Source organism: Streptomyces wuyuanensis (assembly GCF_900103455.1).
GTDB classification, from domain to species: Bacteria; Actinomycetota; Actinomycetes; order Streptomycetales; family Streptomycetaceae; genus Streptomyces; species Streptomyces wuyuanensis.
Genome location: NZ_FNHI01000034.1, coordinates 36,225 through 59,070, shown reverse-complemented (window position 1 = coordinate 59,070; position 22,846 = coordinate 36,225). Strand labels below are relative to the sequence as shown.

Annotated in this window: 16 protein-coding genes and 4 pseudogenes; 12 read left to right on the top strand and 8 right to left on the bottom strand. The window is 68.4% G+C overall.

What is annotated here, in order from left to right; translation table 11 throughout:
• Positions 1-121 precede the first annotated feature (121 nt).
• Positions 122-359, bottom strand: a pseudogene (locus BLT82_RS34640) (transposase); the annotation flags it as partial.
• 134 nt (positions 360-493) lie between these two features.
• On the opposite strand from BLT82_RS34640, the gene BLT82_RS34635 reads away from it, so the two are divergent.
• From BLT82_RS34635 to BLT82_RS34625, 3 genes are read left to right on the top strand one after another with little or no spacing between them, the layout of a single operon-like run.
• Positions 494-1,018, top strand: coding sequence for a PadR family transcriptional regulator (locus BLT82_RS34635; protein WP_093662160.1), 525 nt, complete (start codon positions 494-496; stop codon positions 1,016-1,018).
• Positions 1,015-1,701 (top strand): ABC transporter ATP-binding protein, encoded by a 687-nt coding sequence (locus BLT82_RS34630; RefSeq protein ID WP_093662158.1) that lies wholly within the window; start codon positions 1,015-1,017, stop codon positions 1,699-1,701. The genes BLT82_RS34635 and BLT82_RS34630 overlap by 4 nt, the downstream gene beginning before the upstream one ends.
• On the top strand, positions 1,698-4,019 hold the full coding sequence (locus BLT82_RS34625) for an ABC transporter permease (protein WP_093662156.1): 2,322 nt from the start codon (positions 1,698-1,700) through the stop codon (positions 4,017-4,019). Before BLT82_RS34630 ends, BLT82_RS34625 begins: the two co-directional genes overlap by 4 nt.
• On the opposite strand, the pseudogene BLT82_RS38995 reads toward BLT82_RS34625, so the two are convergent.
• Positions 3,964-4,203, bottom strand: a pseudogene (locus tag BLT82_RS38995) (hydrogen peroxide-inducible genes activator); the annotation flags it as partial. The gene BLT82_RS34625 and the pseudogene BLT82_RS38995 overlap by 56 nt on opposite strands.
• 321 nt (positions 4,204-4,524) lie before the next feature.
• Here BLT82_RS38995 and BLT82_RS34615 point away from each other — a divergent pair.
• On the top strand, positions 4,525-5,298 hold the full coding sequence (locus BLT82_RS34615) for a polysaccharide deacetylase family protein (protein WP_093662152.1): 774 nt from the start codon (positions 4,525-4,527) through the stop codon (positions 5,296-5,298).
• Positions 5,299-5,324: 26 nt separating this feature from the next.
• On the opposite strand, the pseudogene BLT82_RS34610 reads toward BLT82_RS34615, so the two are convergent.
• A pseudogene (locus tag BLT82_RS34610) lies at positions 5,325-5,597 on the bottom strand (transposase); the annotation flags it as partial.
• 54 nt (positions 5,598-5,651) lie between these two features.
• Here BLT82_RS34610 and BLT82_RS34605 point away from each other — a divergent pair.
• A pseudogene (locus BLT82_RS34605) lies at positions 5,652-6,925 on the top strand (IS256 family transposase).
• A 534-nt stretch (positions 6,926-7,459) separates the two neighbouring features.
• Here the strand turns inward: BLT82_RS34605 and BLT82_RS34600 are convergent.
• The 3 genes from BLT82_RS34600 to BLT82_RS34590 form a co-directional block, all read right to left on the bottom strand.
• On the bottom strand, positions 7,460-10,459 hold the full coding sequence (locus BLT82_RS34600; protein ID WP_093662150.1) for a trypsin-like peptidase domain-containing protein: 3,000 nt from the start codon (positions 10,457-10,459) through the stop codon (positions 7,460-7,462).
• Positions 10,456-10,734, bottom strand: a complete 279-nt coding sequence (locus tag BLT82_RS34595; RefSeq protein WP_093662148.1) for a CU044_2847 family protein — start codon at positions 10,732-10,734, stop codon at positions 10,456-10,458. Before BLT82_RS34595 ends, BLT82_RS34600 begins: the two co-directional genes overlap by 4 nt.
• An 81-nt stretch (positions 10,735-10,815) precedes the next feature.
• Positions 10,816-11,259 (bottom strand): 6-pyruvoyl trahydropterin synthase family protein, encoded by a 444-nt coding sequence (locus BLT82_RS34590; RefSeq protein ID WP_244529889.1) that lies wholly within the window; start codon positions 11,257-11,259, stop codon positions 10,816-10,818.
• A 290-nt stretch (positions 11,260-11,549) separates the two neighbouring features.
• On the opposite strand from BLT82_RS34590, the gene BLT82_RS34585 reads away from it, so the two are divergent.
• The 5 genes from BLT82_RS34585 to BLT82_RS38905 all read left to right on the top strand — a co-directional run bounded on the left by BLT82_RS34585 (position 11,550) and on the right by BLT82_RS38905 (position 20,034).
• Positions 11,550-11,975 carry a preQ(1) synthase gene (locus BLT82_RS34585; protein WP_208868125.1) on the top strand — a complete coding sequence of 142 codons (426 nt, stop codon included), beginning with the start codon at positions 11,550-11,552 and terminating at the stop codon, positions 11,973-11,975.
• Between the two features lie 90 nt (positions 11,976-12,065).
• On the top strand, positions 12,066-12,761 hold the full coding sequence (gene queC / locus BLT82_RS34580) for a 7-cyano-7-deazaguanine synthase QueC (RefSeq protein ID WP_093662146.1): 696 nt from the start codon (positions 12,066-12,068) through the stop codon (positions 12,759-12,761).
• Positions 12,762-13,640: 879 nt separating this feature from the next.
• Positions 13,641-18,401 carry a DUF6531 domain-containing protein gene (locus tag BLT82_RS34575; RefSeq protein WP_143041586.1) on the top strand — a complete coding sequence of 1,587 codons (4,761 nt, stop codon included), beginning with the start codon at positions 13,641-13,643 and terminating at the stop codon, positions 18,399-18,401.
• Positions 18,402-18,434: 33 nt separating this feature from the next.
• On the top strand, positions 18,435-19,517 hold the full coding sequence (locus tag BLT82_RS34570) for a hypothetical protein (protein ID WP_093662142.1): 1,083 nt from the start codon (positions 18,435-18,437) through the stop codon (positions 19,515-19,517).
• Between the two features lie 133 nt (positions 19,518-19,650).
• Entirely contained in the window at positions 19,651-20,034 is a 384-nt protein-coding gene (locus BLT82_RS38905) for a transposase (protein WP_093662140.1), read from the top strand.
• Between the two features lie 129 nt (positions 20,035-20,163).
• On the opposite strand, the gene BLT82_RS38630 is transcribed toward BLT82_RS38905, so the two are convergent.
• Together BLT82_RS38630 and BLT82_RS34560 are read right to left on the bottom strand one after the other, a co-directional pair.
• Positions 20,164-20,286 carry a hypothetical protein gene (locus tag BLT82_RS38630; RefSeq protein ID WP_280142517.1) on the bottom strand — a complete coding sequence of 41 codons (123 nt, stop codon included), beginning with the start codon at positions 20,284-20,286 and terminating at the stop codon, positions 20,164-20,166.
• Between the two features lie 6 nt (positions 20,287-20,292).
• Complete coding sequence (locus BLT82_RS34560; RefSeq protein ID WP_143041585.1) at positions 20,293-20,580, bottom strand: hypothetical protein; 288 nt, start codon at positions 20,578-20,580, stop codon at positions 20,293-20,295.
• Between the two features lie 208 nt (positions 20,581-20,788).
• On the opposite strand from BLT82_RS34560, the gene BLT82_RS37470 reads away from it, so the two are divergent.
• Both BLT82_RS37470 and BLT82_RS34555 read left to right on the top strand, forming a co-directional pair.
• Positions 20,789-20,953, top strand: coding sequence for a hypothetical protein (locus BLT82_RS37470; protein ID WP_167746169.1), 165 nt, complete (start codon positions 20,789-20,791; stop codon positions 20,951-20,953).
• A 314-nt stretch (positions 20,954-21,267) separates the two neighbouring features.
• Positions 21,268-22,803 carry an ISL3 family transposase gene (locus tag BLT82_RS34555; protein ID WP_455431886.1) on the top strand — a complete coding sequence of 512 codons (1,536 nt, stop codon included), beginning with the start codon at positions 21,268-21,270 and terminating at the stop codon, positions 22,801-22,803.
• Positions 22,804-22,846 lie beyond the last annotated feature (43 nt).

Below are 22,846 nucleotides of genomic sequence, written 5' to 3'. Positions count from 1 at the left end.
GCTACCTCACCCCGCTGGAGACCCGGCAGAGACACGAGCAAAAACACGCCCTCGCAGCGTAAGCATCGAGTGTCCAGCATCACGGGGAAACTTCAAATGGCTGATCTTGGTTGTTGAGGTTTCAGTGGCTGTTGGGAGTGAGCCGGCCTTCGAAGCGATCCGGAAGGCGTTCAATGGCGCTTTCCAGCGCATCATCCATCGGCGCCGACCCTTGCCGGTCGGATCCAGGCTCATCAGCGCCATGTAGATGCACTTCAACGCGGCGGCCTCCGACGGGAGTGGCCACGAGGCCGGACGGCTTTGCGGATGCGGGCGTTCACGCTCTCGATCGCATTCGTCGAGCAGATCACCTTCCGGATCCGGCCCGGCACAGGTACCCCAGCCCCCGCTTCGAATCGTGACAATCGCTCCGACCTGCACGAACCCCGTCCGGAGATCGACTCTACGCAGTGCGTATACACACGATGTATACGGTGTGTGTATAGTCCTCGTCATGTCAATCGGTCACACGCTCCTCGGGCTCCTGGAGTCCGGACCCCGCCACGGTTACGACCTGAAGCGCGCCTTCGACGAGAAGTTCGGCCACGACCGGCCGCTGCACTACGGACAGGTCTACTCGACGATGTCGCGGCTGCTGAAGAACGGCCTCGTCGAGGTCGACGGGATTGAGGCGGGAGGCGGCCCCGAGCGCAAGCGGTACGCGATCACCGAAGCCGGCATCACCGATGTCGCCGAGTGGCTCGCCACGCCCGAGAAGCCGGAGCCGTACCTCCAGTCGACCCTCTACACCAAGGTCGTCCTCGCCCTGCTCACCGGCCGCAGCGCCGCCGAACTGCTCGACACGCAGCGCTCGGAGCATCTGCGGCTGATGCGGATCCTCACCGACCGCAAGCGCCGCGGCGACCTCGCCGACCAGCTCATCTGCGACCACGCGCTGTTCCACCTGGAGGCCGATCTGCGCTGGCTGGAACTGGCCGCCGCCCGCCTCGACGCCCTCGCCAAGGAGGTCGCAGCATGACACCCGCCGGCTCCCTGCTCGTCGCCGACGACCTCCGCAAGGCCTACGGGCCCACCAACGCCCTGGACGGGGCCGCGTTCTCCATACATCCGGGCGAGGTCGTGGCCGTCATGGGCCCCTCCGGCTCCGGCAAGTCGACCCTGCTGCACTGCCTCGCCGGCATCGTCACCCCCGATTCGGGCACCATCACCTACAACGGCCGTGAGCTGTCGGCGATGAACGACGCGGAGCGCAGCGCGCTGCGCCGCAGCGAGTTCGGCTTCGTCTTCCAGTTCGGCCAGCTCGTACCCGAACTGACCTGCGTCGAGAACGTGGCGCTGCCGCTGCGGCTGAACGGCACCAAGCGCAAGGAGGCCGAGCGCACCGCCCTGCAGTGGATGCAGCGCCTGGAGGTCGACGACCTCGCCGCCAAGCGTCCCGGCGAGGTCTCCGGCGGCCAGGGCCAGCGCGTCGCTGTGGCCCGTTCCCTGGTCACCGGCCCGCGGGTGCTGTTCGCCGACGAGCCGACCGGCGCGCTCGACTCCCTCAACGGCGAGCGCGTGATGGAGCTGCTCACCGAAGCCGCCCGGTCCACCAACGCCGCCGTCGTCCTCGTCACCCACGAGGCCCGCGTCGCCGCGTACTCCGACCGCGAGATCGTCGTCCGCGACGGAAGGTCCCGCGACATGGAACGTGCCGTATGACCGCCCGGATCTGGGCGCGCGACCTGCTGATGGGCGCCAGGTTCGCTGTCGGCGGCGGCCGGGAAGGCTGGACCCGCACCCTGCTCACCGGCATCGGCGTAGGCCTGGGCGTGGCACTGCTGCTGGTCACCACCGCCATCCCCAGCGCCCTCGCCGCGCGCGATCTGCGCGGCGACGCCCGCAGCGTCCAGACGGCGTCGGCGGGCGAAAAGGCGGGGGACGACTCGCTGCTCATGGGTGAGGCCGACACCCGTTTCGGCGGCCAGGACATCCACGGCAGGCTGCTGATGCCGCAGGGGTCCGACGCACCGCTGCCGCCGGGCCTGGAGAAGTTCCCTGCCCCCGGTGAGATGGCCGTCTCGCCGGCCCTTGACCAGCTGCTGAAGTCGGACGACGGGACCCTGCTGCGCGAGCGGTTGGACGCGAAGGTCACCGCGATCATCGGCGACGAGGGCCTGCTCGGCCCCGCTGATCTCGCCTACTACGAGGGCAGCAACGCGCTCGAGCAGCTCGGCGGAGAGTTGGTCACCGGTTTCGGCAGCTCCGCCGAACCCGTGACGATGGACCCCGTCCTCGCCCTGCTGATCGTGCTGGTCTTCGTCGCCCTGCTGACGCCGGTGGCCGTGTTCATCGCCGCCGCGGTGCGCTTCGGCGGTGAGCGGCGCGACCGCAGACTCGCCGCGCTGCGCCTGGTCGGCGCCGACGGCTGGATGACCCGCCGGATCGCGGCGGGCGAGGCACTCGCCGGAGCACTGGCCGGGCTGGTCCTCGGGGCCGGGTTCTTCGCGGCGGCACGCCAGTCGGCGTCCGCGATCGAGCTGTACGGGAGCGTGTTCCCCGGCGATCTCGATCCGTCCCCGGCACTTGCCGCCCTTGTCGCACTGGCCGTGCCCGCCGCCGCGGTCGCCGTGACGCTGCTGGCCATGCGGAGCGTGGTGATCGAGCCGCTGGGGGTGGTCCGTGCCGCGAAACCGTCACGGCGACGGATGTGGTGGCGGCTGCTGCTGCCCGTAGGAGGGCTCGCACTGCTCTATCCGATGATCGGCATGGGCAACGAGAACGGAGGGTTCAGCCGCGGGCAGGTGAGCACCGGCGTGGTGATGCTGCTGGTCGGGATCACGGCCCTGCTGCCCTGGCTGGTGGAGACCGTGGCCTCCCGGCTCGGCGGCGGCCCGGTCTCCTGGCAACTGGCCGTCCGCCGACTCCAGATGAGCAGCGCCGCCGCGGCACGACTGGTCAACGGCATCGCCGTCGCGATCGCCGGCGCGATCGCCCTGCAGATGATGTTCACGGGCGTCGAGGGCATGTACAGCAGGAACACGGGCAACGACCCCTCGCGCGCCGCGATCTCCGCCTCCGCCGGTCCCGGCGACGCCGCCGCCGGCCGCGCAGAGGCCATCGCCCGCGAGATCGGCGGAACCAAGGGCGTCGCCGAGGCGACCGCGCTGAGCGAGACCCACCTCGCCAGGTCTCCGAAGGACCGGACGATGATCGCCAATCTCACCATGGGCAGCTGCGACGCGCTGCGCGAGGTGGCGCACCTGCCCTCCTGTAAGGACGGCGATACGTTCGTGCTGCGCGGCGGCTGGAACGATGAGTCCACCGCGGCGGTGGCGAAACCCGGCCGGACGGTCTATGCAGTAAACCTCGGCGACGACAGCGGCCACAGGCCGGTCGCCTGGACCCTGCCAGCATCCGCGAAGGTGGCCACGAGCCGCAGCGACCCCACCGGTCTGGAACGCAGCGGCATCCTCGCAACCACGAAGGCCGTGCCGAAGGGCCTCGGCCGGGGACAGGGGGCGGACATCTACATCCGGCTGGACCCCTCCGTGCCGCAGGCCGCCGAGCGGGCCCGGACGGCCGTCCGCAAGGCCGATCCGACGCTGCGCCTGATGCAGCTCCAGGCCACCGAGCGGTCGGACCGCTTCGAGTCGATCCGCACCGGACTGTTCATCGGAGCGACCTGTGTACTGCTGCTGATCGGGGTCAGCCTGCTCGTCTCCCAGCTCGAGCAACTACGCGAACGCAGGAAACTCCTGTCCGCGCTCGTCGCCTTCGGCACCCGCCGCTCGACCTTGAGTATGTCGGTCCTCTGTCAGACCGCGGTACCGGTCGCCCTCGCACTGCTGCTCTCGTCGGCCGTGGGCGTGGCCCTCGGCACGGTGCTGCTAAAGATGGCGAGCGTCCGGGTGACCGTCGACTGGGTGCCGGTCGCCGCGATGGCCGGGGTCGGAGCCGGGGTCGTACTGCTGGTGACACTGCTCAGCCTGCCGCCACTGTGGCGCCTGATGCGCCCGGACGGGCTGCGGACGGAGTGACGTCGGCGGATCCCCGGTAGGTCAGCTTCTGCTCCGGGAGGTCCGCCAGGGCCTCCCGGAGCGCGACCGCGAACTCCTCGAACTCGCCCTGTCGGGCCGCTGCCCTGCGCATCGCCAGGGCGGCGACCCGGCATGCGGCAGCCGGATCCACGAAGTACCCGGTCGCCAGGGTCGGATTACGGCCGGGCCTCCCTACGCGCCCATCACCGAGGCGAACTTGCCAATTGTGAAGTCCATTTCCTTCAGTGGCGTGCGGCCGAGGCGAGGGCAGATGTTCTGGCGCTTCGACGGGAGCCGGTCCCGCCAGACGTGGGGGTTCCATCCTGTGGCCGTCCACTGGGATGACCTCCGGAAGGTCTCCACGCTCCACGGCAGCATCATTCTTACGGCCCGTCAATGATCGGGAAGCGATAAGCCGCTCCGCGAAGCCCGCTGTGCACCACATGTAGACATCGTGCGTATAGCCCGATGACCACCACTCAAGACCATCGAGGGGATATTCGGCATGCCCGAAAGCAGGAAGAAGTCCAAGGTCGCCGCCGTCGCGGCCGCCGTCGCAGCACTCGCGCTGACGCTCGGCGGCTGCTCGATGGAGACCACGTCGCCTTCGGCCGCCCGCGACAGCGCGTCGGATGCGGCGTCCCTGTCCCTGTCAGCCGCGGGCGGCACCGACTGTGCGAAGGCCAAGTGCATAGCCCTGACCTTCGACGCCGGGCCCGGCAAGCACACCCCGGAGCTGCTCGACACCCTGAAGGAGAAGAAGGTTCACGCGACCTTCTTCCTGCTCGGCAAGAACCACGTGCTCAAACACCCTGACGTCGTACGGCGTATCGCCGCCGAGGGCCATGAAGTGGCCAATCACACCTGGTCGCACCGCCGGCTCGACGAACTCGACACCGATGAAATACGCAACGAGCTCTCCCGTACGCAGGAAGCCATCGCGAAGATCACCGGCCTTCGACCTACCCTGATGCGCCCGCCGCAGGGCCGGACCAACGACGACGTCACCCAGGTCAGCCGGGAGCTCGGCCTCGCCCAGATCCTGTGGAGCGCCACCGCCAAGGACTACTCCACCACCGACTCCGAGCTCATCAAGAGCCGGATACTCGACCAGGCCGGGCGGGACGGCATCATCCTGCTGCACGACATCTACGACGGAACCGTGCCCGCCGTCCCCGGAATCATCGACGAACTGAAGAAGCGCGGCTACACATTCGTCACCGTGCCCGAGCTGCTCGCGCCCTGCAAGGCCAACCCCGGTGAGGTGTACCGTCCTTGAGGAGCCGCTAGATGAATGAGTCCGATGACGGCTTCGATCCACTGGCGGACACGGGCGATCTTCCCGTGGCGGGCCGGCTCGTCCTTGCGGTCGGGCCGCACGAGATGAACGCCGAGCCGTTCGGTGAGGTGAGCCTCGAACTCCTTCCCTGCGAAGCCCTTGTCCGCGAGGATCACCTGCCCGGATCGCACGAGGTGGTGGTCGCGTTCCAGCAGTGCGGCCATCACCTCCCGCTCCCCGATCTTCGGGTTGGCCAGGCACCAGGTGACGGGCATGCCCTCGGCAGTGGTGACCAGGTGGGAGTGTCTAATCAACGGCGGATCTGTTGATCATGGAGACGCCAAGTGAGTGAGATGAAGATCGAGCAAGAGCCCGCGGCCGAGTCGGTTGATGCGGCTGCGTCGGACGAGCCGTTGATCGCGATGCTGGTCGACCGGGCCCGGAACGAGGGCCTGCAGCTGACGGGCGAGGGCGGGCTGTTGCAGCAGCTGACGAAGCGGGTGTTGGAGTCCGCCCTGGAGGGCGAGATCACCGACCACGTCGGCTACGAGAAGCACGACCCGGCCGGGAAGAACAACGGCAACAGCCGCAACGGCACCCGCGCCAAGACGGTGCTGACCGACGTCGGCCCGGTCGAGGTGAAGGTGCCGAGGGATGTGGCCGGCACATTCGAGCCGCAGAACGTCAAGAAGCGGCAGCGCCGGCTGACCGGCGTCGACGAGATGGTGCTGTCCCTGTCCGCGAAGGGGCTCACGCACGGAGAGATCTCCGCCCACCTGGCCGAGGTCTACGGCGCCGAGGTGTCCAAGCAGACGATCTCCACCATCACGGACAAGGTCATGGAGGGCACGGCCGAATGGCAGAACCGCCCCCTCGACCGCGTCTACCCGGTCCTGTTCGTTGACGCCATCAACGTGAAGATCCGCGATGGGCAGGTGGCGAACCGTCCATTTACGTGGTGATGGCGGTGACCGTGGACGGCACCCGCGACATCCTCGGCATCTGGGCCGGAGACGGTGGCGAGGGCGCCAAGTACTGGCTGCACGTCTTCACCGAGCTGAAGAACCGCGGCCTGGACGACGTGCTGATGCTGGTCTGCGACGGACTCAAGGGCCTGCCCGACGCGGTGGAGACCGTCTGGCCTCGCACGATTGTTCAAACATGTGTCGTTCACCTGCTGCGGAACAGCTTCCGCTACGCGGCCCGCCAGGACTGGGACAAGGTCGCCAAGGCCCTCAAGCCCGTCGACACCGCACCCAGCGAGGACGCGGCGACCGAGCGGTTCCTGGAGTTCCAGGAGGCATGGGGCCGCAAGTATCCGGCAATCGTGAAGCTGTGGTCGGACGCCTGGGCCGAGTTCGTGCCCTTCCTCTCCTTCGACGTCGAGATCCGCAAGGTCATCTGCAGCACGAACGCGGTCGAGAGCGTCAACGCGCGGATACGCAAAGCCGTTCGCGCCCGCGGGCACTTCCCCTCGGAGACCGCCGCCCTCAAATGCGTCTACATGGCGCTGATGAGCCTCGACCCGACCGGCAAGGGCCGCAAGAGGTGGACCATGCGCTGGAAGGCACCCTTGAACGCCTTCCAGATCGCCTTCGAAGGCCGACTCACCCCGGCCAACAACTGAACCTCAACAACCAAGGTCAGCCGTTAAATTGACACACCCTCATCACGGAATCGCGGCCAGAGCCGAAATTCGGGATCGGCATCAGTGCAAGCGTCCACTTCGCCGCAGCCGGTGTGCGCGAAGGAAGGCCCGCCCAGCCGCACCGATCGCCACGCCGTACTCCCGCCGCAAGGCCCGCTCACCGGCTGGCCGGCCGCACGCCGGGCGGAATCCCGCCCGGGGCGATCCCTGGTGACCACCCGGGCGAAGCCCGGCCGGGCCCTGGTGCCAAGGGCTGCCGTGCGCGACACTGGGGACTTGGGACCAGCAGAGGAGTCGAGTTGGCACTAGATCACGAGCAGGAGCAACCCTCTGAGCCCGACGAGCCGGCGCGCTGGTCGGCATCGGCGATCGACGGTCGACTCCCCGCCGACCTCGTGGACAGTGTGGCTGCGCAGCTGAGCACCACCGTGGGCAGCGGCGAGACCTCCGCTGAGTCATCGAGCGATACGACGCCGGGAACGTCGGCGGGCGGCCCGGAAGCCTGATTACAGCTCACTCCTGCCTCAACTCGTCGAGTATCTCCTGCACCGCCTGCTCACCCCAGTGATAGCCGATCTCCGCGCTCATCTGTTCGATGAGTGCGAGCTCGGACCATGCGTTTTCACCGTTACCCGATTCATGGTGGAGTTGGGCGAGGATCATGTGCCCGTCGATTTCGGCGAGCCGGTAGCCGCCCGCGGAGGCCATCCGGAGAGCCTGTCCCAGGTACTCCTCCAGCGTTGCGATGGAGCCCCCGAACCGGTGCTCCCAACGGCACATCCCCAGCATGGCGTTGATGAGAACGTCCCGCCGGGTGATCCCCCGGGCGAGGCGCAGTGCATCCTCGTAGGCCCCCCTGGCCTCGTCCGCATCGTCCCTATCGAGGGCCAGGTCTCCGAGGCCCACCAGGCAGTTGGCCTCGTCGCCGGTCCAGCCGGCCGCGCGGCAGACGGTCAGGTTGGTCTCCTGGACCAGGCGAGCCTCCTCCGCCTGCCCGATTCTGCGCAGATGCTGTGCGTAGCGGGTGCCGCTGCTGCTGTACAGCGCCGGGATAGGCGTGTGCTCGCGGGCGAGGCGCAGTGCCTCGGCGAAGGCGCGTTCTGCTTCTTCGACTCGTCCCTCGAAATGCGCGAGGGCGCCGCTGAGCGTCTCGGCGACCAGGAGGTCCTCCTGGTCCGTCGACCGGCGGGCGAGGTCGAAGGCCTCCGTCACCACGGCCCTGCAGGCCGGGAGGGCGCCCAGGCTGAGATAGAGCTCGGCCAGGTTCTGGCAGCTCACAGCCGCGTCGTGCCAGGCGCCGACCGCTTTGAACGCCTGCATGGCGCGCCGCGTCGCCACGCCCGCCTCATGCAGACGGCCGAGCATCTGCAAACAAGTGGCGACCTCGTGCTGCACCCAGCCGCGCGACTCGCTGTCGCGCATCAGCGGCTGGCGTATCAGTTCGCCCCGCGGATAGAACTCTGCGAAAATCGACAAAGCGGTTTCGTATGCTCCCAGCTCACGGGTAATCAAGCCTCGTTCGCCTTGGTAGAGCCTCGAATGCATCAGTTCGCATGCGGTTCCGTAGTCGCGCGCACCGCAGGCGTGGTGAATGGCCTCGACCGCGGGGCCGAGGTCCTCCAGTGTCCTCGGTGCCGGCATGTCGTCAGCCAGGGCAAGGTAATGGCCCATCGCCCTGTGGTGAAGGGCCCGGCGCTGTTCGCCATCCTCGGCACGGGCCGCGAAGAAGTCACGCACCAGAGGATGCATACTCGTACGGCCCGCTACATCGCGACGCAGGACGCGTGCCGCGAGCAGGTGCCGGAACACCATGGTGCGTGCTCGCTGCCACTCCTCGTCGGCCTCCTCCCACGGCGTCTCCGGCAGCACCAGGCGCAGCGTCTCGTCCGGTACCGGGGTGCGGAAGACGCTGTACCGGACGAGAAAGGAGCGCTCTTCCCCGGAGAGGCAGGCGTCGTAGTCGTGCAGCACTCGGCGGACCTGTTGGTCGCGTGGCAGGGAGGGGTCGGGCGAGGGCAGGGAGGTGATTCGCCTGCTGTCTCCTTGGTGGCGTTTGGCCAGGATCGCCGCGATCAGGCTCAGGGTGAGGGCGTGTCCTCCCCAGTCGTGCACCACCTGCTCCAGTGAGCGGTCGGGACCGTGGATACCCAATTTGCGCAGCAGCTCCGTGCCGGCTGCGACGGACAGAGGTGTTACGTCGATCTGCTGGTAGGTGACATAGGGCACAAGGTCGAACACCGGGGCACGAGTAGTGATCAGGCATAAGGAACGGTGGCCGGGGGTGGCGAAGAACGTCAGGAAGTCATGCAGGTCGGAGCTGAGGAGGGTGCCGTAGTGATCACCGGTTTGATGCTGCATCACCTCCAGGCCGTCGAGCACGAAGAGGAACCGGCGCAGTCCCAGGAGGCCGGCCACGCATTCGGCCCGGGCGCGGCCGTCGGGCAGTTCGTCCGAAGAGATCCGGCCTCCGCTGACGAAGTCGAGGGCGGCCTCGAAGAAGTCGTCGGCACTGGCGCGCTCGGCGAAGCTCCACCAGAAGACGTCCGAGAGTCCGCTGTCCGGCTCGGCCAGGGTACGGTCCACCCAGCGGCGGGCGAGACTACTCTTGCCCTCGCCCCCGAATCCCACCAGGGCCACGACGAGGGAGTCATCAGCGGCTGCAACCCGGTCGAGCTCATCGAGCAGTGTCTCTCGTCCCACCCACTCGGGAAGTGGCAAGGGCGCCGAGTCCATCCGGCGGCCGGCCGAAGCGGGTGCAGCGCGCTGGAGCAGACTGGGCTGTACGTAGGCGGGTTCCGCGCTGACCAGTGGCAGTGAATCCGGTCGCAGATCCACGCGGACCGGGGAGAAGTCCAGCACTTGGGCATTGACCGCCCATGCGGTGTCCCGGTCCTTGCCCGCGTTCTCGGCGATCCACGTCTCGGACACCACTCCGACGACCAGATTCCGCTCGACGTCGAGCACGGCCGCACCACTCATACCGCCGTCGATATGGCTGGATTCAAGCTGCACGGGATCGAGCAGCAGCCGGCGCCCCACAGGAGGTTCGACATCACCGAGGATCACCCCGCGGGCCCAGGCCCCGATGTACCCCTCCAACTGGCGGTACCCGTAGCTGCGGAAGGAATTCCACTGGGACTCGGCCGCGGTGCCGAGTATGGCCACCCTGTCCGCGGGTAACGGCAAAGGCCCCTCCACCTGGAGACACACCAGGTCGTCCTCGCTGTCCGGGAAGGAGGCCGCCACCCAGGCCGGACGCAGCTCCGCTGCACGCGATCGATGGTTGGCTGCGGGAAAGTACACGTGAACCAGGGCCTCGCGGCTGGCCAACGGTTCTACTCCGCATTCCCGTACGACGTGGGAACAGGTGGCCACGATCCCGCCCCGGGAGATCACCACGCCGGTGCCCACCACCCGGTCGTTCACCGGATCGCGAATCTGTACCGTGAAATCGCGGATGTCCTGGAGGATGATTCGGGGCGCGACCCGCCTCCGGCCGCCGTCCCTTGTCATGTCGCGCTACCGGTTCCCCACATCAGGGTGACGTTCACCGAGGCCTCGACACCCGCCTTGGCGATGACCGCCCCGGCCTCCGTGTCGAACTTGATTCCGAAACTGACCTGCACACCCTCCGGCCGTATGGACATCTCGGCCACGGTCGAGCGGAGCCTTTCGGCCATGCCGCGGATGGTGCCCATCGCTTGGTCGACCGCTTGCGCGGACCGCTCGACCGCATCGGGAGCGTTCAAGGCGACCTGGCGCAGACCGCTTCGCTGCTGGAACTCCACCAGGATGGTGTCCTGTTTCTGTTCCCCATTGACACTCAAAGACACCGCAGCCCCCGCCTGGTGATGAGTTGGTGAGTCCCCTTATTGTCGGCCGGTCGGATTGGGCAGGTCAAGCGCCGCCTCGCGGGACCGACGTGAAGGAGCCACGTACTCCGCCCACGACGAGGCGGTTTCCGACACCCTCACCGCCGCCAGGCGGCCAGGAACGCGGGGTTCGACATTCTCGATGAACCACTCCGCCAGGTGATGCGCCAGATTCTCCGAGGTCGGCGAAACCGGAAGGACATCGTTGAGTATCCGGTGGTTTAAGTGTTCGTTGAGGTAAACTCCGAAGACCGCAAGATCGACGAAGTCCGTCACGAAGCCGGGCGGTACGAGATCATCCGCGGTCAGAACGATCTCAGCGGTGTACGAATGCCCATGCAGTCGAGCGCATTTGTGACCGTCGGGAAGGCCGGACAGCCGATGCGCGGCTTCGAATGTGAAGCGCTTGGCGATGCGGTGGTGTCCTGTCAGCGGGTCCACAGGGCTGCCTCTCCTGGCGCTGGTTGCTTTGGAGCAAACGACGCGGATCGCGGATTTCGGCGCCTCTCGGGGCGTGCCCGGGACGAGGCTGCGGCACCGCGGATGGCACGCTCCGTCATCGCGCGAATGAGCGTGCGCGGTCATGTGTTCGCCGCGTGAATGCGCCCCTGGCTGAGAGCCGGTCAGCTCACTAAACTTGAGCGGACGGAGTGTGGGCCAATCCTTCGTTTCGCGCTGCGGGGCAGGGGCGAGTGTCAAGTAGACGGTCGTGACGACTCAAAGGGGCAGTGATGGAAGAAGATCAGTCGGTCTCGACGATGACCGACGGGCTGACGTTTCTCGGCCGTCCGGTGTACGGCCCCATACGCGCCGACGACATCGAGACGATCCCGAGCGCTTCCGGCATCAGCGAGATCACGTTCTCCTCGACCGAACTCACGGCCGTGTGTCCCCTGACGGGGCAGCCGGACATCTATTCGATTCGCATCTCCTATCGACCTCGCGACCGCGCGATCGAACACAAATCGCTCAAGCTCTATCTCGTCGGGTATCGAGACCGCGGCATTTTCGCCGAACACCTTGCTGCGGAGATCGCTCGGGACCTCGCTTCCGTCGTGGATGTGGCGGTGCGCGTCCAGGTCACGCAGCAACCGCGTGGCGGACTTCGGCTGGAGGTGGACGCGGAAGGGACCCCGGGGCCGACCTCCCGGTCATGACGCGCGCTGCCGTCATGATCGGTACGCACCGGGCGTCCACGACCGTACGCCGCAACCACGACGCTCATCACCGGTGGAGGAGGTAGCGCCATGGACCGTCCTGCGATCGTGCTGCTCAGTGGCGGTCTCGACTCGACCACCGCGCTGGCCGTCGCCAAGCATCGAGGCTTCGTGCCCTACGCCCTCAGCTTCGACTACGGGCAACGGCACGGAGTCGAGCTCGAGGCCGCAAAGCGCGTCGCCGAGGCACAGGGTGTCGCACGGCACCTGGTCCTCAGTATCGATCTGAGACTCCTCGGCGGGTCCGCGCTCACCGCGGACATAGCCGTACCCAAACACGACCACGTGGACGAACTCGTACGCTCCAGTGTGCCCGTCACCTATGTGCCGGCCCGCAACACCATCTTCCTCTCCTTCGCCCTCGCCTACGCAGAGGTCGTCGGGTCGACGGACATCTTCACCGGAGTGACCGCCGTGCAGTACAGCGGCTACCCGGACTGCCGCCCCGAGTACATGGAGGCGTTCACCACGCTGGCCAACCTCGCCACGCGGGCCGGGGTCGAGGGCACCCGGGAGCTGAAGGTGCACTCACCGCTCATGGCGATGTCCAAGGCGGACATCATCCGCGAGGGGCTGCGGCTCGGAGTCGACTACTCACTCACCCACAGCTGCTACGACCCCGACGAGTCGGGCCGCGCCTGCGGCCACTGTGACACCTGCCTGATGCGCCTCAGGGGATTCGCAGGGGTCCGTATGGAGGATCCAGTGCGGTATCAGGATCTGTGACGCCTCGCCGCACCTCTGGGTCCCCCAGCGCATCGGTCGGCAACTCACCCATGGTGCTCGGCGCAGTACTGCTCGCCGGCGAGGTGCCGACGCTGCAGTTAAGACTCGGGGAGGGGGTGACCGTCGGCGGGGCGGGGGGCTGGGGCGGCCACTGGACGGGCGCGGGGTCGGCGTGGCCTTCACGAGCGGACTGGTGGGGGCTGTGGGAGCGGGAGGCCGGAGAGCCGGTGACTGCCGTCGGGCAGCCGTTGCGCTGGGGCGTCCGGCCGCATCACTGATCCGGTCCGGCCCTGCTCCGGCCGGGTGGGTGGCGGGACGTTCCGGTGCCGCGAGGCTTGCGGCGGGGCCCCATAGCAGCAGTCCGGCCGCCGCGGCGGCCGCGGGAAGCGGGTTGCGCACGGTCAGGCCCGTCAGCCGTTGCACGCCCGCACCGAGCACCCGGATGACAAGGTCGATGAGGACGAGCGCGTTGGGGGCGCTGGCTTCCCAGGCCGACCAGGCGCAGCAGGTCCTGGGCGACGGGGACCAGTCGATGACGGTGAAGCCGAAGGCACAATAGGCCGCTTTGCTCACTATGCCGGCCCTGGCGAGGGCGGAATCGCGCCACCGGGTCTCCCCAGTGGAACCGGGCGCAACTCCCGGCGGTCACGGGAGGCAACTCGGCGCAGCCATCCGGGTGACACGCGGGAAGAGCCGAGCCCGACACCGACTGGCGCGATCCGGCCGACCGGGTGCTGCGGGAGGCCGTCGTGCCCGCGCCGGAACTCCCGGACGTGCTGCCGCAAGCCACCCGGCACTCGCTCCCCCGCCGTCGAGGAGCCCGCCTGAGGCGGTGTCAGTGGCGCATGGCATGCTGTTGATCTTGCCTGATGATCTGTGGTGAGCGGGGGGCTTTGCGCTGTGGGCTATGTGATTCCCGAGGGCGTCGACACGATGCTCGACGTCATCGGCGTCGGCTGGCCGAACGTGGACGAGGACGCGTACCGCGACATGGCGGATTCCCTGCGGGAGTTCGCAGACGACGCGGACGGTGACGGGCACACCGCGCACGGGCACATCCAGCGGCTGCTGTCCACGGGGGACAGTAAGTCGCTGCAGGCCCTGGACAAGCACTGGTCCAAAGTGCAGGGCAAGCACAAGGACTTGGCGAAGGCGTCCCGTACGGTGGCCGGCGCGCTGGACCGGGTGGCAGACATCATCGTCGCCCGCAAGATCGCCGCGGTCGGTGAACTGGCCGACCTGTGCGCGACGGTGGGCATCACCCTCGCCTTCGCGCCGGTCACCGCCGGCCTGTCGACCCTGCTGGCCGGTGCGAAAATTGCGGCCACCCGCATCGCCTTCAAGCGGATCCTGAAGGAGATGGCGGAGGCGGCCGTGGCGGAGATCATCGCCACGCTGACCGAGCCCGCGGTCGCGGCGATCGAGAACATCGTGGCCGACCTGGCGATCCAGACCGCGATGAACGTCGCCGGCTTGCAGGACGGCTACAGCACCGACCAGACCGTGCAGGCGGGGAAGGACGGCCTCCAGCTCAACTCCGTCGGCGGCGGCGGTCGCGGCGGCGGCCCCCGCATCGACCACGACGCCCACGGCAACACCGGCATGCACCTGGCGAACGTCCAGGTCTCCATGCAGGACAAGACCAAAGGCAAGATCAGCAAGGCGAAGGGGCACCACGGCCGCGCCAAGGGCAAGGACTCCCTGACGGCCGTCCTGGACACCACCATCGACGGCGTCGTCGAGAAACTGGGTAAAGCCCTGGACGACCTCAGCGACCACGTCGGCAAGAAACTCCCCGACGCGATCAAGGGCAGCTCCAAGACCCACAAGGACACCGACACCGACGTCCACGACGCGGCCAAGCGCGTCAAGTCCCGCGACGGCAAGGACGACGGAGGCCTCGACGGCAAGCGGGGACAGTCGGGACCGGCCGGGCGCCACGGCGACGACACACGTACGAAGCCCAACTCGGTGCGTTCCGCCACTGACGACCCGCGATCCCATGCGGTTTCCCTGGACAAGACGGTCTGCAAGAACGACCCCGTCGACGTGGCCACGGGCAAGATGCTGCTGCCGCAGACCGACCTGACACTGCCCGGGGTGCTGCCCTTGGTACTGCGTCGTACGCATGTCTCGACCTACCGCTTCGGCCACTGGTTCGGCCGTAGCTGGGCCTCCACCCTGGATGAGCGGATCGAGCTCGACGGAGTGGGCAGCGCGATCTGGGCGCGCGAGGACGGTTCCCTGCTGGTCTACCCCCACCTGCCCCGGCCCGACGGGGAGCAAGTGCTGCCCCTGGAAGGCGACCGGCTCCCCCTCGTCCACGGTGGCGTGCACGGCGAGGAGACCTCGTACGAGATCCACGATCCGCACAACGGCCGAGTCCGCTCCTTCACCGGTAGCCCCTACCGCGCCTCCACCGCCTACTGGCTCTCCGGCGTCGAAGACCGCCACGGCAACAAGATCACCCTCTCCCGCCGTCCCGACGGGGCACCCGTCGCAGTCACACACTCGGGTGGCTACGTCGTGCAGTTCACCGCGGACGCTTCGCGCGTCACGGGTCTGGCCGTCCGCGGCCCGGAAGGCGCAGTCACGGTGGTGGGCTACGACTACGACCCGGCCGGCGACCTCGTCACGCTGACCGGTCCCGACGGTCCCGACGGGCCGGCCATGCGCTTCACCTACGACGCCGACAGCCGCGTCACGTCCTGGACCGACCGCAACGGTGCGACCTTCCAGTACACGTACGACGCCCAGGGTCGGGTCGCGGGCACCGTCGGCCCCGACGGCATCCTGTCCTCGAGGTTCGCCTACGACGTCCACCCCGACACCGGCCACCGCATCACCCGCTACACGGACTCGACCGGTGCCACCACCGTCATGGTACTCAACGACCGGCTCCAAATGGTCGCCGAGACCGACCCGTTGGGCCACACCACCCATTTCACCTGGGACGCGTACGACCGCCCCCTCACCCGAACCGATCCCCTCGGCCGCACCACCGAACTGACCTACGACGAGGCCGGGAATCTCGTACACGTGCTGTTGCCCGACGGCAGCACGGCGACCGCCCGCTACGACGAGCGCAACCACCCCCTGGAAGTGACCACCGTCGACGGCACGAGCTGGCGGCAGACCTTCGACGAGCGAGGCAACGTCACCTCCACCGCGGGCCCCGACGGGGCGACCACCCACTTCACCCACGATCGCACCGGCGCCGTCGCCTCCGTCACCGACCCTCTCAATGCCACAATCCAAATCCACTCCGACCGCGCCGGCCTCCCGTTGGAGATCACCGATGCCCGGGGCGGGACCACTCGTGTCGAACGCGACCACCGGGGCCGCCCCCTCACCATCACCGATCCCCTCGGCGGCCGCGACGAATACGTCTGGGACCACGACGACCGGCTGCGCACCCGGACAGCCGCAGACGGCACGCGCGAGGAATGGACGTGGGACGCGGAGGGCAACTGCACGGCGTACACAGACGCCGCCGGCAACCTCTGGGCCACCGAGTACGGCCACTTCGACAAGCCACTCGCCCACATCGCGCCGGACGGCACCCGCCACGAGCTGCGCTACGACACGGAGCTGCGGCTCCTTCAGGTGACCAACCCGCTCGGGCAGAAGTGGCACTACCGCTACGACGCGGCCGGCCGGCTGGTCGCCGAAACGGACTTCGACGACCGCTCCCTCACCTACGGCTACGACGCCGCGAACCGGCTGACCAGGCGCACCACACCGCTGGGCCAGACCGTCTCGTACGCCTGGGACGCGCTGGACCGGCTGGTGGAGCGTGACGCCGACGGCGCTGTCACCCGCTACGCCTACGACCGCGCCGGCGCGCTCGTCGAGGCCCGCACCGCCACGTCCACTCTCACCATCGAACGGGACTCCCTCGGCCGTCCGCTCGCCGAAACCGTCGACGGGCGCACCCTGCGCCACTCCTACGACGCGTCAGGCCGCCGCACCGCCCGTATCACCCCCACCGGCGCCGTCACCCATCTCGCCTACAACGCCGCAGGGGACCGGATCTCGCTGACCACCGGCGGCCACGCCCTGGCCTTCACCCACGACCACCTGGGCCGCGAACTCACCCGGACGTGGAGGACCCAGGAGACGGCCACCGGCCTGTCCACCGTCTGGGACCGGCTCGGCAGGCCCGTCGAGCAGACACTGACCGCGACCGGTTCACCCGAGCCCTTGAGCGCCCGGTCATACGGCTACCGGCCCGACGGCTACCCCGTCACCCTCACCGAGCACTCCGCAGGCCGCCCCGTCCGTGACCGCCACATCACCCTGGACCCGTTGGGCAGGCCGCTCGCCGTCGAGGGACCCGGCTGGTCGGAGAGCTACGCCTACGACGGTGCCGGCAACCAGACTTCCGCCCACTGGCCTGAGGCCGCCGGACATGTCGAGGCCCGCGGTGCTCGCTCCTACGAGGGCACACGTCTGATATCCGCCGGCGCCGTCCACTACGAGCACGACGCCGCTGGCCGCGTCACCGTCCGTCGCCGCACTCGCCTGTCGCACAAGCCCGACGTTTGGCGCTACGCCTACGACGCCGAGGACCGGCTGGTCTCCTGCACCACACCCGACGACACCCGGTGGACCTACACCTACGACGCGCTCGGCCGTCGCAGCGCCAAGCACCGCATGGCTGCCGACGGCACCACGATCGCGGAGACCATCCGGTTCACGTGGGACGGGCCGCTGCTGATCGAGCAGTACGACGAGACCGCCGGAACCATCCTCACCTGGGAGTACGAGGGCCACCGCCCGCTGACCCAGTACGAACGCCGTATGAGGGGCGACGACGAGGTCGACGCCCGCTTCTTCGCCATCCTCACCGACCTGGTCGGCACCCCCACCGAACTCCTCTCAGCAGAGGGAAAGACCGCCTGGCGCAGCCGGTCCACCTGCTGGGGCACCACCGGCTGGAACACCTCGGCCACCGCCTACACCCCCCTGCGCTTCCCCGGCCAGTACTCCGATCCCGAAACCGGCCTCCACTACAACTACTTCCGCCACTACGACCCCGACACCGCCCGATTCACCAGCCCCGACCCCCTCGGTCTCGCCCCGGCCCCCAACCCCTCGACATACGTCGTCAATCCCTGGGCATGGACCGACCCCCTGGGCCTCGCGCCCAAGCGATGCAAGATGGACGCCTACGACTGGGACGGCTCCATCCGCTACGGCAAGCTGGACCATCTCGGCCGTCCCACCGGCGTCCACGCCTGCCTGCGGCCCGAGATCATCGACGCGAAGAAGGGTACGGAGGCCGGCAGACTCAAGCCACCGGGCTGGCGCGGCGACGGCAACGCCTTCAACGAAGCCCGCGGCCACCTCCTCGCCGACCGCCTGGGCGGCGCCGGCAAGGGCCGCCTCGCCTGGCACAACCTGGTCACGCAGACCAACAATCCGACGAACTCGCCGGACCAACGCGACCAGGTGGAGCAGGTCATCTTCGATCAGGTGACCAAGAACAAGGAGGTGGTCCAGTACCACATCAAGCCGATCTACGCAGGTACCAACCCCATTCCGATCCGAATCGAATTCACCGCGTTCGGCAACAAGGGCTTCAGCTTCTCCCACAGCCTGGAGAACCCCGCCGGCAACGTCCGAACCGGCATATAGCATCGACGCCGAACAGCCTTGGAGGACTCCCGCATGACCCGCACCACGCCACCGCGCCCCGTCGACATCGAGGCGGTCTTCCCCGCACTCGCCGCCCACCGGCGGACCGCGACACGGCTGCACCCACGCCCCGGCGCGCCCAAGCCGCAGGAGAGCTCGCTCGCCGGACCGCTGCTGTGGCCGGCCGACGAACCGTGGCCGGTCTGCACCGCGGTCCACCCCAAGGGCACGGGCCACCTCCTGTCCGACGTGCGCCTGCGGCGGCGCATCCAGGAGGAGGCGCGAGGACGGGACTACACCGAGGAGGAGCGGCTGGTCCTGGACGGCATGGCCTCCGGCCTCCACGTCCCGGATCTGGGCGATGCCGACCCGCTGCCGCTCCTGGCCGTTGCCCAGCTCTACGCGCGGGACGTGCCGGACCTCGTCGGACCCGACGGATGCGACCTGCTCCAAGTGTTCTGGTGCCCCTTCGAGGTACACGGCCCGGACCGCACGATCGACGTGGTCCTCAAGTGGCGGCGTGCAGAGGATGTCGGCACCGTACTGACGACGCAGCCCGAACCGCCGGTCGCCGGCCGCGAGGAGTGCGTCCCGACCATGTGCGTCCTCCACCCGGAACAGGTCGTGGAACACGAGTACCTCGGCCTGCTGAGCGAGGACCTCCAGGACGAGATCGCCGAGTGGGAAGACGGCCTCCTCGACGAGGAAGACGCCGAGGACGCCCACGACTCCTCAGCTCCGCCGAGCTACGCCACCTACGAGGAGTACGAAGCAGCCATGAGCGCCGCCCGCGCTGAGCAACCGGACGAGATCGACTACATGAGCGATCTCTCCATCGCCCCCGGCTGGAAAGTCGGCGGCTACGCCTCCTGGCACCTGACCGACCCAGCGCCCGTCGACTGCGCCCAGTGCGGGACCGCAATGCCGCCGCTGCTCACCGTCGACAAATGGGAGTGCGACGGCAGCTCACGGAGCTGGCTGCCCATCGAGGACCACGCCGCCGCCGACGACCCGGGAGTCATCGATCCCGTCGGGGTCTATCTCGGCCGTGGCCAGATGCGCATCCACACCTGCCCGACCGACCCCACCCACCCACACCGTCTCAGCTTCCAGTGACCCCATCAGGCCGCACGGAGCAGGCGGACGCTCGACACCCGGACCAGTAGAGCTGGAAGGGCCCACTGAAGCTTCCCCTTGATCGCGGACACCTGGAGACTGGGTCGTGAGGTTCCAGAGGAAGTAGTGCCAGGTGGGAAGCAAGAGCAACCGCAGCAGGCGGTACACGGGAGAATTCAAACGGAACGCGGTCGCGCTCGTGCACTCCTCCAGGAGGACCGTCACAGAGGTGTCCAGGGAGCTCGGGGTCGGCGCCGAGGGACTGCGGAATTGGGTCAAGCAGGATGCGGTCGACGAAGGGCCGATTCCGGACAACATCAAGGGTTGGCTCGCAGGGTCGAGGGTCGGCTTGCTGTGGGCGCTGCGCGCGGAGCGGCTGGTGAGGGCGGCCAGGGCGACGGCGGTTAGCGCGGCGGCGTGGATGCGCGTGAGGGTCCCCCAGGGGAGTTGGCGCGGGCAGCATCATCCGGCGTGTGGGGGTCAGCGAAGGTGCCGCAGCGGAATGGTGACGCTCTGATCGGCGATCCCGCTGGCGCAGTAGCCGCTGACCGGCCAACGAGCGGTCCCGCCCATCAAGCCGTACGGTCGCTGGTGGCGCGCCCGCGTTGACAGGACCGCGGGCCGTCGGCCCTGCTTCCATCGCACGTTACGTGGGACTGCCCCATCTTGCCTGTGGCAGTGAGTCGTGGAAGTCGGCGAAGAGATTCCCCGTCTCCAGCTCCCGCACGATGCTCACCGCCAGCATCAGCCCCGTCAGCGCATTGGCCACCGTGTACTACGTCGGACCGGCCGTATGGACGGTCGCGTGACGGTTGAACGCCGTGGGCACCGGGGGTTCCCAGAAACTCTCGCACGCCTTCACGAAGGGCCCGAAGACACACGCCTGCCGGAACTCGATCACGGTTTCCTCGTCGTCGATCTCGGGCAGTCGGCTGGCCACTCCGGCGTAACTCCAGCTCTTGCCGCCATTGAGCTCGGGTTCCGCCCGCCAGACGGCGCGATACGCGGGGTCCGAGACGCTCGCGGCGAGCGCCTGAGCGCCCATATGCCCGCCGCTGGCCATGAGGTCTACGCACTCCTTTGAGGTTGGGTGTCGGGGTCTGGTTAGGGTTCGGCGTATGGCATCGGATGACGGTATATCGCGTGGGGACCGGAAGTGGCTGCTGGTGGTTGCCGCGCTGCTTCTTGGGCAGGTGGCGGTGTACATCTGGTACCAGCCGCACCTGACGGCCGCGTTCGACTATTGCGTGGACTCGGCGTGCCGGAGATGAGTGATCGCCGCCACTGACGCCTCTACCTACTGGCAGGTGGGCGGTGGCGTTGCTGCGTTTGCCGGTCTGCTGAAGGCTCCCGGCGGCAGGACGACGCCGTGGCGCATCGGCTGCGTGCTCGCCACGGTCGTGTGTGTCGTCGCCTCCCTGCTCCAGTTGGACTGACCGGGCCGCCTGGGGGCATTGGGGACCCTTCCAGACCGTTGCCGGGGGCGGTCTGTATCGGCGTGCACACTGTGGTCTCGGGCGCGACCCTGTCGGCCGCGCCCGAGCGCTGTGTCAGAGGTTTCGGACGGGCCCGGTCGTTGAGCGCCTCGCCAGGGCGCGTTCCGTCTGCGGGACCGCCGGCGGTACCGGCCGCGGCTTGCCGTACGCGAAGACCGCGGCCGGCGGTGCTTCCCCTGCTGGGTCTGTGTAGCGAACGGCCCTGTCTCACATTCGGTGGTGACGGAGCGTCGTGAGGGCTCGTTGACATTCACGTGAAGGATTTCAACGAGCTTGTCCAGACGGTGTTCTCGGGCTTGTCGCCGCTGGTCATCGAGGATGTGGCTGACGAAGGTGAGCGGATCCTGGTGCGGGCACGGACACCGCGGGACACTGCGGCCTGCCCGGTGTGCGGGGCCCCGTCGGAACGCGTGCACGGCTATCACTGGAGGATGGTGGCCGACGTGCCGGTCGATGAACGACGGGTGGTGGTCCGTGTGCGGGTGCGGCGTCTGGTGTGTCCCACGCGCGGCTGCCGCCACACCTTCCGCGAGCAAGTGTGCGGAGTGCTGGACCGATATCAGCGGCGAACCGTCCGCCTGACCAGGCAAGTCAAGGCCGTGGTCAAGGAGTTAGCGGGCCGGGCGGGGACACGTTTGCTGGCGATACTCGCGGTGAGCCTGTCGCGTCACACGGCCCTGCGCACCCTGCTGCGGATCCCGCTGCCAACCGGCCGGGTGCCCCGGGTGATCGGCGTCGACGACTTCGCTCTGCGCCGGCGCCACCGCTATGCCACCGTGATCATCGACGCCGAGACCCACGAGCGGATCGATGTGCTGCCCGACCGCACCGCCGACACTCTGGAAGTATGGCTGCGCGAACATCCAGGCGTCGAGGTCGTGTGCCGTGACGGCTCCGCGACCTACGCCGAGGCGATCCGGCGCGCCCTGCCCGACGCGGTGCAGGTCGCGGACCGGTGGCATGTGTGGAAGAACCTGTGCGAAGCCGCCCTGAGCGAGGTCAAGGCGCACAGCACCTGCTGGGCCACCGTGCTGGACGCGCCGATCTACGACGGGCCCCGCGCCCAGACCACCCTCGAACGCTGGCACCAGGTCCACGGCCTGCTCAAGAAGGGCGTGGGCCTGCTCGAATGCGCCCGCCGCCTGCAACTGGCCCTGAACACCGTCAAACGCTACGCCCGCGCCGATCGGCCCGAGCGCATGCTCCGCGTCCCGAAGTACCGTGCCAGCCTCGTCGACCCCTACCGTGAACACCTGCATAAACGCCGTGCCGAGGACCCCTCCGTCCCCGTGAAGCACCTCTTCGAGGAGATCAAGGCCCTCGGCTTCACGGGCTGCCTGAATCTCCTGCACAAGTACATCAACCAGGGCCGTGCGGACGCCGACCGCAGCCACGTCTCCCCGCGCAGGCTCGCCCGGATGGTGCTGACCAGGCTCGACAACCTCAAGGTCGAGCAACACGAGCTCCTGGCCAAGCTCACCGCCGCCTGCCCCGAAATGACCCAACTGGCCACCGGCATCGAAGACTTCGCCCCGCTCCTCACGCCGCACGTCGACAATGCCGACGCGCTCACACGCTGGATCGCTCAAGTCCGAGCAGCCGACCTGCCCCATCTGCATGCCTTCACACGGGGGCTGGAACGAGACCGTGACGCCGTCAACGCCGCACTCACGCTTCCGTACAGCAACGGCCCCACCGAGGGCGTCAACACCAAGACCAAGCGGATCGCGCGTCAGATGCACGGACGAGCAGGCTTCACCCTGCTCCGCCACCGCATCCTCCTCGGATAGCAGCACTCTCCGTCACCACCGAATGTGAGACAGGGCCGCTCAC